Consider the following 16,454-nt stretch of genomic DNA (forward strand, 5'->3'; position numbering starts at 1 on the left):
ATCCCCGAAGCGATTGCTTCTACATGGGTTGTCCCTCTTCAATCCGTAAGGATTCTTATTTCTTTTGTGCAAGACGTTGTTTGAACTTATCAACACGGCCGCCTTGTTCTGTATCTCTTTGTTTACCAGTGTAAAATGGGTGGGATGCGGAACTTGCGTCCACACGGAGCACTGGGTAAGTGTTGCCGTCTTCCCATTCCATAGTTTCATTGGATGATTTAGTAGATGCACTCAAGAACTTGAAGCCTACGCTTGCATCCAAGAAAATCACTTGGTTGTACTTAGGATGTATGCCTTCTCTCATTCTGATCGTCCTCCTTCTGAATAAATTCGTGGAGCCTTTATGGTAAATTATCCAAATGATCTGTAGGTTTATATATAGAATAACCTAATAAACGTAGGAAAATTCGTAAATCTTACGATTTAGACCACCGCTCCATCATACGCTTATTTAGAGCACAAAGCAACTAATATTCAAATTACTAATTTTTCCATAACCTTTCAAAGCCTACCCATAACGCCGGAGGTTAGAGCGATTTCACCATTCCTCCATCGACTAAAAGAGATTGTCCCGTAACATAAGTATTCGCAAAAGAGCCTAGAAAAACAGCAGCCTTGCCGAATTCTTCGGGCGTGCCCAATCTTCCTAACGGGATTTGCAGCAGCGCTTCCTCTTGAATCTGCTCCATAGGGATCCCCTCTGCTTGTGCACGTTTGCCGTCTAGTTGAAGAATCCGGTCGGTTGCAATACGCCCTGGTGCGATCGTATTAATTAAAATGCGATCCGCAGCCAGCTCAGTAGCCAAGCTCTTGGTCAAGGCATACACGCCAGCGCGAAAAACATTGGAAAGAATTAACCCCTCAATAGGCTGCTTGATAGAAATCGAGCTTATATTAACGATTCGCCCTGCCCCAGAAGAGCGCAGATGCGGCAGTGATTCACGGATCAAACGAATGGTACTCATCAGTGTGAGCTCAAACCCCTGGTTCCAATCCGCGTCTTCCATATCATCGAAACCTCCGCCATGAGGCCCCCCCGCATTGGTCACTACAATATCAAGCCCACCGTTTAGGGCTACAGCCGTTTGAATAGCATGTACGATATCCTCTGGGACAGTCACATCCATCTGAACCATGTTCACCTGCTGTCCTGTGGCTGCCTGAATCTCTTTCTGTGCGTCTACAAGCTGCTCCATACTCCTGCTGGCGATCATTACCTTCGCTCCCTCACGGGCGTACTCCAGCGCAGTTGCGAGTCCTAATCCTTTACTTGCTGCGGCTACAAAAACTGATTTCCCACGAAGTCCCAAGTCCATCATTAATGCCTCCTTCTTAATTAAACTCCCAACAGCTAAGACTTAAATTACCATACTGATAACTTCGGTGCAGCAGCTTCGCTTCTTTCCCGTTATCGCCAGTTCCCATAGCTATTATCAGAGGGATAAAGTGCTCATTAGTAGGCACTGCATCAACGCCATAGGGAGCAAGCTCCTGATAGTTAAATAGCGACTCTGTATCCCAAGCTTCCACCCTGTGCTGCAGCCAGTCATCGAATGTCTCCGCCCATTTCTCGACGTTCTCCATTCCCCACTTCACGCTACGCAAATTATGGACGGTTCCACCGCTGCCAATAATCATAATATCCTGCTCACGCAGCTCAGATAAAGCCTTACCCATTAAATATTGCTGTTCATTGGACAGCTCTCGATTAACTGACAAAGACACGACAGGAATATCTGCATTCGGATAGATTAATTTAAGAATAGCCCAAGCTCCGTGATCTAGTCCACGCTCTGTATTTAATTTGCTGACAATCCCATTCTTGTGGAACAGAGACATAATTTGCTGTGCAACCTCATTGTCCCCTTTGGCAGGATAAGTCATTCGATACATCTCATCTGGGAAGCCATAGAAATCATAGATGGTGTCGAAAGTCTCCATAACTCCAACCGATTGTGTGTGTTCTTCGAAATGTGCAGAAAATACAACAATCGCTTTCGGTTTGACATTCCTCTCAGCGAGCTCCCCGAGAAATTTCGTATATGCATTGTTATCAAGTACCAGAGAAGGAGCACCATGGGCAATAAAGTAAGAAGGTATCATAGTTTATCACTCCCTAAGTTCTGCCGTAACCAAGCGATCAGGTCCTGCTGATTCTGCGGTAATACCCCATGATCCGAAGGATAAGCTTTAAAGGTTAATAATGGGGTTAGACCTTCGAAATAAGCGGCTGTTTCTGTCCCCACTGAAATTGGAAATACAGAATCATATTCACCATGCGAGATGAAGACCGATAACTCCTGCACACTCTTCAGCTCATAATCCGTCTTCACAAACCCCGGAACATAACCGTTCAGCGCTACAATTCCCCGAAGCAAATTCCCCATTGTAAGCGCGAGAGTCATGGACAAAATGGCTCCTTGACTGAAGCCAAGCAGATAACGGTGTTTAGCATCTATAGGGTATTTGTCGGTGGCGTATTCGATAAACTGCTGCAATTGCGATACAGCCTGATCAAACTGCTCGCGGATGGGATGACCTAGACTTTTGAGATCATAATATTGAAATCCTGCCCCTAAAATCATATTTCCCCGAATTCCGATAATAATAAACTCTTCAGACAAGGACTCAACAAGCCCGAACATATTCTTCTCATTGGAACCTTTGCCATGCAAGGTGAAGATAACCGGATAAACCCGATTCTCATCGTAACCGGAAGGTAGACTGACATCATATATATAAGGTGCCTTCATACTAAACACTCCTTCAAAATATTTGTAATACAAAAATAATATTTGTAAAGATAATATTATAAACCTCTAGCTAGTATGTCAATTAATAATTTGTTAATATAAAAATATATTTGCTATTACTAATATTAAAAGGGGCTTTACTAATGAATATAGGTTCAAACATTCGTACAATCCGTAAAAGAAAACATATTACGATTGCCCAAATCTGTGAAACTACTGGCCTGTCACAAGGTTTTATGAGCCAGGTTGAGACTAATAAGACCTCTCCTTCGATTGCAACCCTTAGCCTGATTGCGGATGCGCTGAACGTTCCATTGGCTTATTTGCTGTTAAAAAAGGAAGAGCGGATGCAGGTGGTACGCTCCAAGGAGCGGCAAATCACCAGTAGCGGAAGTGATAAACTGCAAGTTGAGCATTTAAGCTCGGCAGGTGGTGTACGAATGGTGCTTGTCCATTTCCCTCCGGGCACTTCTACGGGTGAAACTCCGCAGGCGCACGAAGGCAAAGAGGTCCATTTAGTAATAAAAGGTGAGGTTTATGCGGAGCAAGGTGAAGATTTCGGGATGTTCCAAGCGGGGGATTCCTTTAGCTGGAATGCCTGTGTGCCACATCTGGTCATAAATAAAGGCGATGAGCCGGCAAGCGTGCTCATCGCCATCCATACAGAGGCTGATAGTGAAACCGTTGATTTTTAAGCTGGACTACACGTCGTACTCCAGCTGTTTTTTGGCCTGAACAATGAAATCCAGCGGATTCTCAATCGTGCCGGCTTGGTATTCGACCGCCCCAATCTTAAGACCCAGGCTGACCTTATATTTTCTGGAGAAATTATTGTCATTCAACTCCTGAAGCTTGAGCTTAATCCGCTCGATCACAATCTTCGCCCCATCGCTGTCCGTGAACAGCAGCAGGCCCCATGTTGCTTCATCCTTATCTAGCAGATAGAGTGCATCATTGGTACGAATACTCGCCTGACTAAGCTGAGACACGTCATAGATAGCTTCTGCCAGCTGATCTTCAGGAATGATCCGTCTGATCTCTTTCCAATACTTCACCTTCACCACTAGCAGGGTGAGCGGAATCTGATAGCGGGTCGAAATGCTTGTAAATAATGTAGCATCCGTCTGAAAAGAAATACTGTTCCGCAAATTTGTGTTTTCATCTACGATAGCCATATTGGCAGTCTTTTTGCGTAGCTGCTCATTCTCCACCTGCAAATCACGGCTGCTTAAAGTGAATACCCATAGAACGACCGTTAATAGCGGAGTCATAATTAGCCAGAAATAAGTATTCAGGCTAATCGTTTCCCCCAGCGTTATCGTCTGGTACATCGTGTAGAATCCGTAAGCAAAGATAAATACCAGATTCAAGACCAGACCCGCAGTGACCGTCGTAAAATACGTAACAATGGCCAGAATAAAAGCCACCGTTAAAATGATAATATTCTGGAGGTAATCATCCGGTGCCCCGGCAATGAAGACGATACAGAGGAACGATAACACCAGGAATGATAAGAGAGCGATGTCCGACACTAAGCTGCGATTACGTCTCACGCTTATCACCACGTTTCTTCATGTGTTTGCGAAGCAGCAGGATCAGCGATAGAACCACCAGCGTCAGCACCAGTAAAATCACGATGATAAAACTGAGTACATCCGACCGTTCCATTATTTTCTGGGCCACAGAGTCCTCGGCTGCTCCAGTGATCGTTTTGAAGCGGTGTGCGCTGACATTACCGTCTTTATCAACGATTGCGCCATCGCCAAACACCTTCCACTTGTCCCGTTCTGTAGCGAGCAGTTTAGATCCTAAGTAATACTCTTCCGAGCTGACCCCTGTAACCGCGAGCAATGCACGTCCCGCCTCAAATGGCGAATCAATCAGCTGCAGTGTTCCGATTCGTGCGCCGTATTGCTCTTCAATACTCATTTTCTCATTGGAGCGAATTGTGGTTCCATCTCCGTTATATTGAAAATAAAGCTTAGTATTCTGATCACGGATCACCTTATTATTCTTATAAGCACCAATAGCGATGATATTATTATTTTTCAAATGATCGGCGCTGACAGAATCGGTATAGAACTGGATATTCCCTATATTTCCGCTGGCATATTTACCAAGCAGATTAAAGATATTCGATACACTTAAATAGGCGTAATCATCCATTTGTTCGGGCAGTACAACCGCCACATGATTATAGATCCCATCGCGAATGAACGGATATGGATAGTTATTAAATAAGAGATCCGTGCGATCCTTCGTATTCAGCTGCATTACAGAATCTTTACTGATATAAGCCCACGGCATTTGGTCCCGATCGATAATACATCTGGCTCCTTCGATCTCCAAATCAAAAGCCACTGTCACCGAGAAATTTCCGGAGATATTCAAGTTCTGAGGCACCGAGAGATTAAGAATATCGCCATTCGCCAGTTCCTTGGTCAGCTTCTTACTGCCAATCGGAGTATTGTTGATGCTCACGGTAACCAATGAACGAGTAAAATCCAAATTCTGTGCATAACGGAAATCCAGGCTGATTTTACCGGAATCAGCAATCGAGCGGTTCGCTGGCAATGAAATAAAATACGTCTGCTCCTGATGATGTGCCCCGGTCAGTTTATCACCTGTCTCAGTGAACGTGATGTTAGAGCTAATCGAAAGCGCAGGTGCTGATACTTCTGTAGCATCCGTTACTGTTTTCAGATCACTAGTGATCTGCCCGATCAGCTCTGGATTAGCAATCAAACGACCCGCTTTAATCAGCAAGTTCTCATCCTTCGAGGTTACAACCAAGGTGGGCTGGGTATCCTTATTCACTAGCTGGAGCAGCGCGTGCGTACCCAAATCTTCAGTGGAGCTTAGCTGAGCTTTCAGCCCGCTTGGTACTCTGTCATACATAGCTACCAGTACAACTGCGGCCTTATTCTGCACAGTGTCTGCCCGGTAGGGAAGCAAGGGAATAGTCTTATCATTTAACGTAATCCCCTTAACAAGCCCGGAGAGAGCATAAGTGGCTGCTTCCATTTCTGCCGCTGTGCTTTTGTCCGGTACAGTCAGAATACTCTGATTCTTCGTTAAGGTATCTATCCCGGCGAATCGCTCGCTGAAGTCACTGATCCCTCCACTCAAGGGCTTTGCGGTATAAATCAGGTTAATACTGGACGTATTGAACAGATGCAGCCAATTATCCGACGTTTCATCGACCGAACAAAAGAGGTCATCTTGACGATCTGTCTTTAAATAGCCCTGAATGCCCAGCGTATTCGTCCCTTTTTTCAGAAACCCCTTGGGCGCCACAAGGGTCAACAGCTGTTCGCCGTTGTCTTGTAGTGACGGACGAAACGTATAGAACGGGCTGCCGTTTAGCGTTAAGGTAACACTAGAAATCTGCTCTTCGGTAATTTGTGAAATTTGAAAATGCAGTTTGATCTTTACTTGATCCACATTCCAATAATCCAGAACCTCAAAATATTGCTGCTGGGCACTCGAACCTGTTAAGGACGAGTCCGTTCCCGTAAATGAGGTTGTGTAAGTGGACTTATGATCCTGCGGCAACGTCTCTGCGGCAGCAGGATGGGTTGGAATTAACAAAAGGGAGAGGCAGGTTAACAGTATAACCAGCTGTTTTTTTATCTTCATGTTCTGTTTCTCCTGTGATTACATTTTTCTCATATGACTTTTTGATGCCTCGTTAGTAGCGCTCCGTCTTATACCATTTGGCTTCTCTTTTGAAGATGAGGTCTTTCAGATATAGATATAATCCGTTAGCCGCGACAACCATCCACAGCTGGCAATAAGACACATACATCAACATTACAATCCCTAGATTGGACAAGCTCATCTCGCCCTTTTCTGTCGTTAGCGTTATGAAGGTCCCCACAACGAATAAAATAATAGCGAGCAGCCATAAGAAATTACTAAGACCTGCAATAGTAGTATGCACATAACCCAAAGCATGCAGAATCAGCAGCACATCCGAGGTGATTAACGACAGCAGCAGTAAGAAGTAAATGGATAGAAAATAAAAAATATCGAACCGGACCTTTGCGGCCGATTTATTGAACAGCAGCGGAATATTTTTGACAATGACATAAATATTACCCTTCGCCCAGCGGGTTCGCTGCTTGAACCAGACCTTCAAGGTCTGTGGTTCCTGCTCCCACGTGACAGATTTCGGCTGGAACTTGATTTGGTAACCCATCATATAAATCCGGAAGCTGATTTCTGTATCCTCGGCTATCGCTTTAACATCCCAACCACCGATGCTTTCCACAATTGACCTGCGCATAATGAAATTGGTTCCCGGAATAGTGCAAAGCTTGAACAGCTTCCAGCGTCCCGCTTGAGCCATCCATTGAAAGGATAAGGTCTCAATATTAATGAACCGGGTCAGTAAACTTGCATCACGATTACGGGTCCGGAACTTCCCAATCACCGCACCGAGACTGGAATCATGCATGATCTCAGCAACCAGATAACGCAAAGCTGTTTTCTCCGGAGTATTGTCGGCATCATAAATGGCGATTAGCTCCCCTTTACAGCTGGTAAAGCCTATATTCAAGGCATTGGATTTGCCTTTGCCTCCTGTAACTGCATCCGTATTAATGACTACCAGCTGACGTCCCGGATTTCGGGATTGTATGCCCGCAAGCAGCTCGGCACTGTTATCAGAGGAGTTATCATTAATCACAATAATCTCATACCGATCTTGCGGATAATCCAGCGCCAGCAGAGATTCAACCGTCTTACAAATCACTACCCCCTCATTGTGAGCGGGAACCATAATTGAAACAAAAGGATATTCGCCCTCTATCTCTGGTATATCCTCATTTTCGGATTTAATGTAATATAGATAGCCCGCGATAATGAGGGTCACATTCACCAGCAGCAGAGACCAAATACAGATCACCGCAATCACCATCAGCACGTCTGAAATCGTCATAGGGTCCTCCAAATCACGATTAGTTGTCTCATTTCAAAAACTTTCTGCGATATAACCGGTATCCGATCATTAACAATCCGCCAAACAGCAGCAGAGAAATCATGATCACAACAATAAAAAATTGATTCTGAATATTAAAAAGTCGGGTGAAGCTCTTTTGCTGCTCCTCTGTGTAGCGATAATCGCTATCCACTGTTTCCGGTGTATAGTCCAGGCTTAGAGGTTGTCCATTAATAGAAATCATTCCATCTAATGAGGAGATTGTGTTCTGATCAGTAACGACCTGATGCTCTTCTTGCTTATAATCGGCAAAAGAAACCCAATTCCGTTCCAGACTTTGCAGCATTTCTTCAAGCTGACGCTCATCCTCGGGCATGTCGACGGTGATTACAGTATCCATCGGCAATTGCGGTATCACTTTATTGGATGTATGCAAAGCTTGAAGAAATTCCAGCGGAACGCTATATAAAGAGGATGGAAAGGATTTAGAGGTGTCGCTCTGCTCCATATAATCAATCTGTTCATCCGGATACAACACCACGGAATCAAAAAAGCTCATCCCCGCTTCTGAATACTCTTTGTCATACGACCAATGCATTTCTGCTCCGACTCCAAGCGGCCCAAGCCCGTTTTCGGCCAACAGATTGATGAAATCATTCATCTTTCCTTTAAGCGTATGGTCACTGGAGCTTATCGTTGGCATCACCACTGGGGCATTGACCAGAATGCTTCCATTGCTGGATTGCACACTTTTCATAGCCACTAAATAACGCTGCATGGCCGGATAGTCGGTATTGCTGAACACAGGCCGCACACTTGCAAGAAACGGAATCCCCAGTTGATACAGCCGCTCACCCGTTTCTGCCAGCAGTCGCAGATCGGAGAAAGGATAGATTTCTTTGATCGCAAGGTACATTTTAGGAGCAGCAGTGATATGGAGCCAATCCTTCAGAACATACGCCATCCCCAGCGTACTGACATTCCCTTGTTCAAAATATGGGGCATATGTATCATTCCCCTTACTCACAGCGTACGGTGCTTGCAGACCCTCCTCCGCAAAAGAGAGTTGCCCGTAGGATTTGACCGCCTGACTCGCTACAATATAAGGCATATCCTGCACCTTAGCTTGAATTCCGGAGAACTGTCCAATTTCGAGCTCAGCACTCCCGTCATAGATCACATCAGTGGTTAGCTGTAACGCCTTCGTTAGATTAGCGGGTGGGTTGTACCCTATATGCAAATACTGCCCCTGATAATGCTCCCAATCCTCTATATAGGATTTATTCGTGATCGAAATATCCGCTTCGTTACGGACCATGATCACTCTGGAGTAATTTTTCAGCATCCCCTGCTCGTATTGATCTAGGCTTCGAAGTGTAACCTTTGTCGAGTAAGCTGCCAGCAGACGTTGAAGTTCAGTCACATTTCCATCCTTAAAGGTCCCCTTGGCAAGGCTGTCATAGAGTAGTAAGACTTGTTGTGGCGATGCAGCAGATTGAACAGGAGTGGCGGGCAGCAATAGGATGGTTAAGCTCAGCGTCAGCAGCAATATACAGTATAAGATCCCTCTGCGCTTCAAACACTCACATCCTTTTGAGGCTTTGTAAATGGACTAGACATGGTGGGGCTCTCGTTAACCGGCTTTTTGCGATTTTTCGAGAATCTGCGTCCGATCACACTAGATACTGTCAAAAAGGTCACCAAATCAAAAGATAAAGTGAACAAGAATTCATGCTTGGAAATGTCGGCATCACCGGCACCGATAATCGATACAAAAATGCCTGAAAGACCAATGCCTATCGTAGCGACAATCAATACCATCCGCTGCAATTCTCTAAAATTGCGTGCCTTAATGGCTGTTACAAAGGAAGGCATATACAGACCGATGACAAGCACTGTCCAAAGGAAGATAAAACCTATCGTTCGTGGTGCTAAAGCTTTTTTCAGCTGACTGTATCCAGTAAAAAAGTGACTCTGTGCTCGAAATTCCTTCCCAACAGATTGCTCGTAATTGCCCATCGCCGCTGGTTTGATCGAGAATGCACTTTGAGCAGCTACATTAAGAATCGAGTTAAGCTGATCCGGATTCGATATATAGTATTTAAGGATCGAAACAAATCCGTAACGACTGTAAAAGTTCTCTTGGAGGATTGGTGAATTCACATCAATAGTTCCGTATTTCTCGTAGTAAATGCTGTTCTTCAAGATGGCATATTGTTCATCAATATCGAATGACTTCAGTGCCTTCTCCGGATCGGTGGAATCCTTCAGCACCCCTCGGGTCATGGCATGGAACTGGTTAATATTCACGAACTCATCCGAGATATTCAAATAAGTGAACACACCTGCGAACAGGATCAAAGCAAGGGAAACCAGGGTCAGAATACGAAAGATCTTATCCCTGCGAATCCAAAGGATTGAACACCCCAGAACCGCAATAATTATACCCACTGGCGCATTTTGCTGTTTGGAAGTAGTCAGGATGATCGTACTGATCAAGAACAGGGCCAGCAGCACATAGTCATTGTATCTTTTTTGATATAACAACAACCAAGCTGCGAACATAGTAATCATCGTGATCATCACGACGCTCTCGCCGTAAAAGGAGTTGAAATAAGCGGTATACCCGGTATCTCCAAATATAAAAATAGCAATACCTGCAGTGACCCATCCCTGCTTGCGGGTCATCCCCCATGTAATAGCCTCTATTAATAAGTAGATCGCCGCAGCATATAAAATCGTGTAAATGACTGCTTGAAACCGGATATCGAAAACCTCGCTGCTAAAAAACAGCTTATTAAGTCCAATGGCCAGCTGGATAAATAGGGACTGTGAAGAAAATAATGTCGCGCCATTCTCATTAAAATATTGAAAGATTCCATATTGCTTTACAAAATAACCAAAGTATTGCTCGTCATAATCCGGCAGATTGAAATAAATTCCGTTACTATAGATGCTGCGAAAAAAATCACCATTATCCGCCATTCCGACATACGGGGCGGTAAATAAGGCGATGATGGTTATAAGCAACACTCCAACAGCAGTGATAAAAGCCGGGGACAATGGCAACGGTAGGTTAGCGAGTGTCATCCCCTGCCTCAGAGGTGATTTCACCGTGTTGTTTATCATGCAGATTCACCTTCGTTACTATAGGTTTAAATTAATAGACATAGGCCAATGCTGCCATCAGATTGTCAAAGGAATAGGCTTGGCCACTAGCTACATCGCCGAAGCCTCCATACAGTGAGCTGCCGGCATCGGTTATTCTGAACTCGTTCATTCTTTCAATGCTTTTGCGATAGAGTGCATCGTCTCCGATCTCGGCACCAATCATAGCCGTAATGGCGTAAATGGCTGTTGAGCGAATATCGTTAAGCGGCTTTCCCTCACGCGAATATTGTCCATATAATGTGCCAGCCTCGACCTGCTGCTTGATAAAATTAATGCTGGAGGATTTCTGCTGGTCTACCTCTGCCAAAGCCAGAATAGACAGTAGCGATTCTACTGTATTGATATTCTCCGAACTATAGGTTCCACTCTCATAATTAAACCTTGTTTCATAGAAGGGAAACTCATCTGATAAATATCCATCTTTCAGAATAACGCTCATATTATTCAACAAAAAGTCACGAGATTCTCCAGAAACCGACAATTTTTGCATTGTACCTAAATCAATATAACATAAAGTAACGAATGTGTTGGTTTTTTTGTAATTTTCATCATAGAAGTCATACATATATCCATTTTTTACATTATAGTTATAAAACCTCTCACCATACTTAGCCGCTTCTTCTGTATATTGTTTATCTCTAAACGTATCCCCCGCTTCATAAAGCGCACGAATGATACGTAAGTCATCAACGGCAGCATTCACAGGATATAATTTCTGCTGTTTAGGGCTATATCGGTAGCTAAAACCACCCTTCATATCAAAGGTTTGCTTAGCCAGCGCCCATTCTTCTGCAAATCGCTCTTTCTCACCACTCCGTACGGCTGCCAGCATCCTCAGAGAGGCAGACTCACTTAGAATCTCATGGCCGCTTGCTGCTTCTCCGGATTGCTCTGTTTCAATTAAATTCGTATAAACACCGGACGAGCCGGTAAGCTTCGTAACAATAAATTGCTCTAAAGCATCCAATTCCTGTGAAGGGTCCCCCATATCATTATTAGCCGAACCCGTAGGATTCGGTGGCTCTGTTGTCTGAACATTTGCGGAGGGCGAGGGTGTTGATGCCGGCATTGCTGTTTGCTCACATGCTGTTAATGCTGTAAAACCTGTAAGTACCACTACAGCAACAGCTATCTCTTTCCTCAAAAAATCACCTCCCTAAGCATCTGCTTATATTGCCTAGTATTATCTATAACGGTAATATACATCACATCCTTAATCCAAATGTTAAATTTATGAAACCATTAGATGAAAAAAAAGAGGCATCCACACGCCTTCTGACGAGCAGATCCTCCTTTTTCTGTCATCTACTTACTTTATTCCATACGTTCCCAAAAACGATGGGCAGTAATGGCTGCAACGAAGCTAGCCGCAAAAACTTCCCCACCATCGCCTATTATGACTCCCGGACTGCTTCTATGTTCATCTGTTGCAAGCAGCTCAGCAAGTATTGTCGTCATCGCGATAGGTTTAAAATGTTCATAGGCTTGGTTGAGGAATAACGCTGCATCTTTATGGAATTTCTTGCGTTCCGCATTTCCACCAGCCGCATAAATCGCATCGAAGAGCACCGAATCTGTAGTGGACAAGGTATGGATGACTTCAAGCTCTGTGCCGCTTGAGCCTTTAATAAATCCAAGCTTATCACTGATTAGCTCCGGTTGTATCCCAGCTCCCATAAGCGTGTCCAACACAGGCATTACCGCAGCTTCATCAAAACCATCTCCGATAATCACGCCTACTTTCCGCGTGTTGGGATGTTTTTTCGTATTAGCCTGACTTAAGGCAGGGGAAGCTTGAGTAACCTCGGAACCGCCAACTTCTGGAGCCGCTACTCCAATGGCTTCTGCCACAGGTACAGCAAGCTCGGAGGTAATGTTAGCAAGCATATTTACGACCTGCTGTCGGACCGACTTACTCTTAACCTTTCCAAGCTCAAAAGAATAAGCTTCGATAATATGCAATTGTTCCGGAGGACTCATACTATTCCAGAATAACTTGGCTTGTGAAAAATGATCCTCAAAGCTTTTACTCCGGCTGCGTACCTTACGGCCCTCAACCTTTTCTTGATAATGCACATAACCGCCTTCAGCCTCTGGGACAGGTCTCGGCGTGTTTTGGGCCAGAGAATTATTATGATAACTCACAGTGCCCTGATTAATCGTCTGCCGCCCATATCCGTCACGCTGGTTGTTGTGAAAAGGACAAACCGGTCTATTGATCGGCAGTTCGTGGAAGTTAGGACCTCCAAGCCGAATCAACTGGGTATCCGTATAAGAGAACAATCTGCCCTGAAGTAGGGGGTCATTGGTGAAATCAATCCCTGGCACTACATGTCCAGGGTGGAAAGCCACCTGCTCCGTTTCGGCAAAAACATTATCCACGTTGCGGTTCAAGGTCATTTTCCCAACGATCTGCACGGGCACGTCTTCCTCTGGCCATAGCTTTGTAGGGTCCAGCACATCGAAATCAAACTTGAATTCGTCTTCTTCACTAAGAAGCTGAATGCCCAGCTCGTATTCCGGAAAGTTGCCGGCTTCAATCGATTCCCATAAATCACGGCGGTGAAAGTCAGGGTCCGCTCCGGATATTTTCTGTGCTTCGTCCCACACCAAAGAGTGTACACCAAGTACTGGTTTCCAATGGAATTTAACAAAATGCGCTTTCCCCTGTTCATTGATCAGACGGAAGGTGTGAACTCCAAACCCTTCCATCATCCGGAAGCTTCGCGGAATGGCGCGGTCAGACATCAGCCACATCGCCATATGGGCCGATTCCTGATTATTGGCGATGAAATCCCAGAAGGTATCATGGGCTGATGCTGCCTGAGGCATTTCATTATGCGGCTCCGGCTTAAGCGCATGCACTAAATCAGGGAACTTAATCGCATCCTGTATAAAAAAGACCGGCATATTATTGCCTACCAAATCATAATTGCCTTCTTCGGTATAAAATTTGGTCGAGAAGCCCCGGGCATCCCGCACAGTTTCGGCTGAACCCCGTGATCCTGCTACCGTTGAGAACCGGACAAACACCGGGGTCTTCACGGATGGATCTTGAAGGAATTTCGCCTTCGTATATTCTTTCAACGATTTATATACTTCAAACTCCCCGTGGGCGGCAAATCCGCGTGCATGCACGATCCGCTCAGGAATCCGCTCGTGATCAAAATGGGTCATTTTTTCCCGAAAATGAAAATCCTCCAGCAAGGTTGGCCCCCGGTCACCGGCTTTTAGGGAGAACTCATCCTCGGACACTTTCAATCCCTGATTGGTTGTTAAAGCGTGACCTTCGTCCTTACTGCGAAACTGTTCCAGTTGCTCATTTTTGCTATTTCCGTTCACTTTTTGCTGTTCACTCATTAACAATGGCTCCTTCCGAAAGGTAGAGTAACGATAATATTCATCTCTTACCCTTAAGGAAGGAACGGCAAACAAAAAGAAGCGGAATTCCGAGAAGCCATTCTCCCGAAAATCCGCTTTACTCGCTTATCACTGACCTAACCTTTAATTGTCCGATACGTCTCTTCATCCGAAACAATATATAATCTAGCCTCTTTAGGAATAGGCTGGTCCAGCTTGCGATTGATGCTAAGGTCACTACGATCCGAGAGTAAAGTTGCACCTTGAAGGAGCAATTCCTGAAACGCCTGCCCATAGGTCTTCCATGCACTATTCACTGGAATCTCATAAATATCATCCCCATACTGGCGGCTCAGCAGCTGCGTAATCACCTCTGAATTCCCCTCTTGCAGAGCGGATCGGACTGCCAATCTAGAAATGGCATCATGCGACAGAACGAATTCATTGACCTGAACATGCCTGAAATTCTGTATATTCTTCTCCTGCATAATTTCTACGGTAGTATGTACTTGTGGCGCTATGCGCTCAATGCTGGAGGCGATAAGCAGAGATTTCCCGTCAATTAGCGATGCTTCATCAATCCGTGTGTCTCCGAACACAATGGCTGCCCTGGCTTCGTGTATGTTAGCTTTAAGGAGAATCTCATCGCTGGAAGCATCACCGCTTACAAAGTGGACCTGCTCCATATGCTCCAGCGGATGCCGTCCTATCTCATCAATGATGACGATATGACATTTAGGTGAATAGCATAACACCTCATCTACCGCAGCTTGCGCTTTCTTACTCCAATTGATTAATATCACATGATCCTTTCCCCGGAAGCTCAAAGTTCCTGCTCCTCTCCTTCTCTGCACCTCTGCAATAGAGTCAATGACCTTGCCAATAACCAAGCTGAGAAGACCAATCCCAAAAATATACAGAAACATGGTGAATAGCTTACCCACTACCGTCTCGGCAAAATAATCCCCATACCCAACGGTGGCCATCGTTGTCATAACCCAATAGAAGGCATTAAACCAGTTGTGGAATGTACTCGGTTCAAGCAGGTAAGCTATCGATGCGCTAAGAATTATAAAGATCAAAATAATCAGACCGATCGACCGTTTGCGTAAACGCATCATCCTGTTGGATATTCTCAGAAAAAAATGCATCTGCCATCCCTTCCTCACATTAATAAAGCTGCCTCTCGAGGTTATTACTGAGGGCAGCCTTATCCATGTCCATCTGCGATTTGTGAACTAAACAATCAAACTGCTGACTGCAAATGCTGTGCCGATAAACACCAAGCAGAGCATGGTGCCTACTGCCACATTGCCTTTTTCCAGATGTTCTGAAATTTTAAAGCTTGGGGTCGCCAATTCAAAAATCCAATAAGCAGCGATGAGGCACACATAACCGACAGCAAACCAAATGATCATATGCAGAATAGAGGTATTCGTATACGCCGCTACTCCAATGATAATTGCTGTAGCGAGAAATTTGCCGCCAAGCGCTAGAGCTACAGCCACATTCCCTTTTTTCAGCTCTTCCATATCCTTGAACGGGGTCATCAAGCCAAAGATAACCATACCCAACAATTGCAGAAGAATAATCACAAATATACTGACTATTAAATTAACAACAATCGTCACTTTGCCCACCCCCGAAATTTCGCATATGCCGAGTCATAATCGGCGAAATCATGTACTTCCTCAAGGACTACGGAAGCGGTCTTTTCTTTCTCTAATGCTGCATAACGCTCATCGTCTATCGGCTGCTTGATCCGGTTGCCGGAAGGCAGCTCGAGGACGGCAAAGTTTCTTGTCTTCTCATTATATTTTGTCTTGTATACTCCTACAAGATCAACATCTGTAGTTACCGATACCTTAAGGTTGGTAAGATCCTCGACTGCTGTTTTTTCATCGGGATACGATTTAATGGTCGTCCAGGAAGAGAGGCGGACTTCATTGCGTTGGTCGGCATCTGTGATCAGCTCAGCGTCCATGAACTGCAGTGTCCATATTTTATCGCCAGTAGCATAATTCTCATCATTCGGCAGCAGCTCATTATCCGGCAACACCGTCATATCGCTACCAATTAGATCACCTACAGTACTCTCCACAACCCGGTAATCCCAAGGTACCCGTGCAACACTGTCAGAAGTTTCGGCAGTGCCTGAATCAAACACACTCCCCTGATTACTGGAACATGCACTAAGCAGCAATACCGTTAGAAGCATCATACATAAA

The 16,454-nt window shown here is 44.9% G+C and carries 15 protein-coding genes; 1 reads left to right on the top strand and 14 read right to left on the bottom strand.

Annotated elements, in window-relative coordinates; translation table 11 throughout:
* Positions 1-55: 55 nt before the first annotated feature.
* From MHI15_RS12815 to MHI15_RS12830, 4 genes are all read right to left on the bottom strand, one after another.
* On the bottom strand, positions 56-304 hold the full coding sequence (locus MHI15_RS12815) for a type B 50S ribosomal protein L31 (RefSeq protein ID WP_036682161.1): 249 nt from the start codon (positions 302-304) through the stop codon (positions 56-58).
* Positions 305-527: 223 nt separating this feature from the next.
* Positions 528-1,316 carry an SDR family oxidoreductase gene (locus tag MHI15_RS12820; RefSeq protein WP_076278266.1) on the bottom strand — a complete coding sequence of 263 codons (789 nt, stop codon included), beginning with the start codon at positions 1,314-1,316 and terminating at the stop codon, positions 528-530.
* A 16-nt stretch (positions 1,317-1,332) separates the two neighbouring features.
* Positions 1,333-2,103, bottom strand: coding sequence for a DODA-type extradiol aromatic ring-opening family dioxygenase (locus MHI15_RS12825; protein ID WP_076278265.1), 771 nt, complete (start codon positions 2,101-2,103; stop codon positions 1,333-1,335).
* A complete protein-coding gene (locus MHI15_RS12830; RefSeq protein WP_076124087.1) occupies positions 2,100-2,753 on the bottom strand; it encodes an alpha/beta hydrolase in 654 nt (217 codons plus the stop codon). Before MHI15_RS12830 ends, MHI15_RS12825 begins: the two co-directional genes overlap by 4 nt.
* A 143-nt stretch (positions 2,754-2,896) precedes the next feature.
* Here MHI15_RS12830 and MHI15_RS12835 point away from each other — a divergent pair, with 143 nt between their 5' ends.
* Complete coding sequence (locus MHI15_RS12835) at positions 2,897-3,448, top strand: helix-turn-helix domain-containing protein (protein ID WP_076191653.1); 552 nt, start codon at positions 2,897-2,899, stop codon at positions 3,446-3,448.
* A gap of 6 nt (positions 3,449-3,454) precedes the next feature.
* On the opposite strand, the gene MHI15_RS12840 is transcribed toward MHI15_RS12835, so the two are convergent.
* The 10 genes from MHI15_RS12840 to MHI15_RS12885 form a co-directional block, all read right to left on the bottom strand.
* Positions 3,455-4,285: a diguanylate cyclase domain-containing protein gene (locus MHI15_RS12840; protein ID WP_232061476.1), complete on the bottom strand. Its 831-nt coding sequence runs from the start codon at positions 4,283-4,285 to the stop codon at positions 3,455-3,457.
* A gap of 10 nt (positions 4,286-4,295) precedes the next feature.
* Positions 4,296-6,392, bottom strand: a complete 2,097-nt coding sequence (locus MHI15_RS12845) for a cellulose biosynthesis cyclic di-GMP-binding regulatory protein BcsB (RefSeq protein ID WP_341164466.1) — start codon at positions 6,390-6,392, stop codon at positions 4,296-4,298.
* A 52-nt stretch (positions 6,393-6,444) separates the two neighbouring features.
* Complete coding sequence (locus MHI15_RS12850) at positions 6,445-7,695, bottom strand: glycosyltransferase family 2 protein (protein ID WP_341164467.1); 1,251 nt, start codon at positions 7,693-7,695, stop codon at positions 6,445-6,447.
* 28 nt (positions 7,696-7,723) lie between these two features.
* On the bottom strand, positions 7,724-9,274 hold the full coding sequence (locus tag MHI15_RS12855; protein ID WP_341164468.1) for a hypothetical protein: 1,551 nt from the start codon (positions 9,272-9,274) through the stop codon (positions 7,724-7,726).
* A complete protein-coding gene (wsfD, locus tag MHI15_RS12860; RefSeq protein ID WP_341164469.1) occupies positions 9,271-10,824 on the bottom strand; it encodes a glycan biosynthesis hexose transferase WsfD in 1,554 nt (517 codons plus the stop codon). The genes MHI15_RS12855 and wsfD overlap by 4 nt, the downstream gene beginning before the upstream one ends.
* A gap of 31 nt (positions 10,825-10,855) precedes the next feature.
* Positions 10,856-12,010: a glycosyl hydrolase family 8 gene (locus tag MHI15_RS12865; RefSeq protein ID WP_341164470.1), complete on the bottom strand. Its 1,155-nt coding sequence runs from the start codon at positions 12,008-12,010 to the stop codon at positions 10,856-10,858.
* A gap of 170 nt (positions 12,011-12,180) precedes the next feature.
* Positions 12,181-14,226, bottom strand: coding sequence for a catalase (locus MHI15_RS12870; protein ID WP_341164471.1), 2,046 nt, complete (start codon positions 14,224-14,226; stop codon positions 12,181-12,183).
* Positions 14,227-14,363: 137 nt separating this feature from the next.
* Positions 14,364-15,347: a potassium channel protein gene (locus tag MHI15_RS12875; RefSeq protein WP_306316126.1), complete on the bottom strand. Its 984-nt coding sequence runs from the start codon at positions 15,345-15,347 to the stop codon at positions 14,364-14,366.
* Positions 15,348-15,464: 117 nt separating this feature from the next.
* Positions 15,465-15,857, bottom strand: coding sequence for a DUF350 domain-containing protein (locus MHI15_RS12880; RefSeq protein ID WP_038573772.1), 393 nt, complete (start codon positions 15,855-15,857; stop codon positions 15,465-15,467).
* Positions 15,854-16,447, bottom strand: coding sequence for a hypothetical protein (locus MHI15_RS12885; RefSeq protein WP_232061559.1), 594 nt, complete (start codon positions 16,445-16,447; stop codon positions 15,854-15,856). Before MHI15_RS12885 ends, MHI15_RS12880 begins: the two co-directional genes overlap by 4 nt.
* Positions 16,448-16,454 lie beyond the last annotated feature (7 nt).

This window comes from Paenibacillus sp. FSL H7-0918 (assembly GCF_038007025.1).
GTDB lineage: Bacteria > Bacillota > Bacilli > Paenibacillales > Paenibacillaceae > Paenibacillus_AQ > Paenibacillus_AQ odorifer.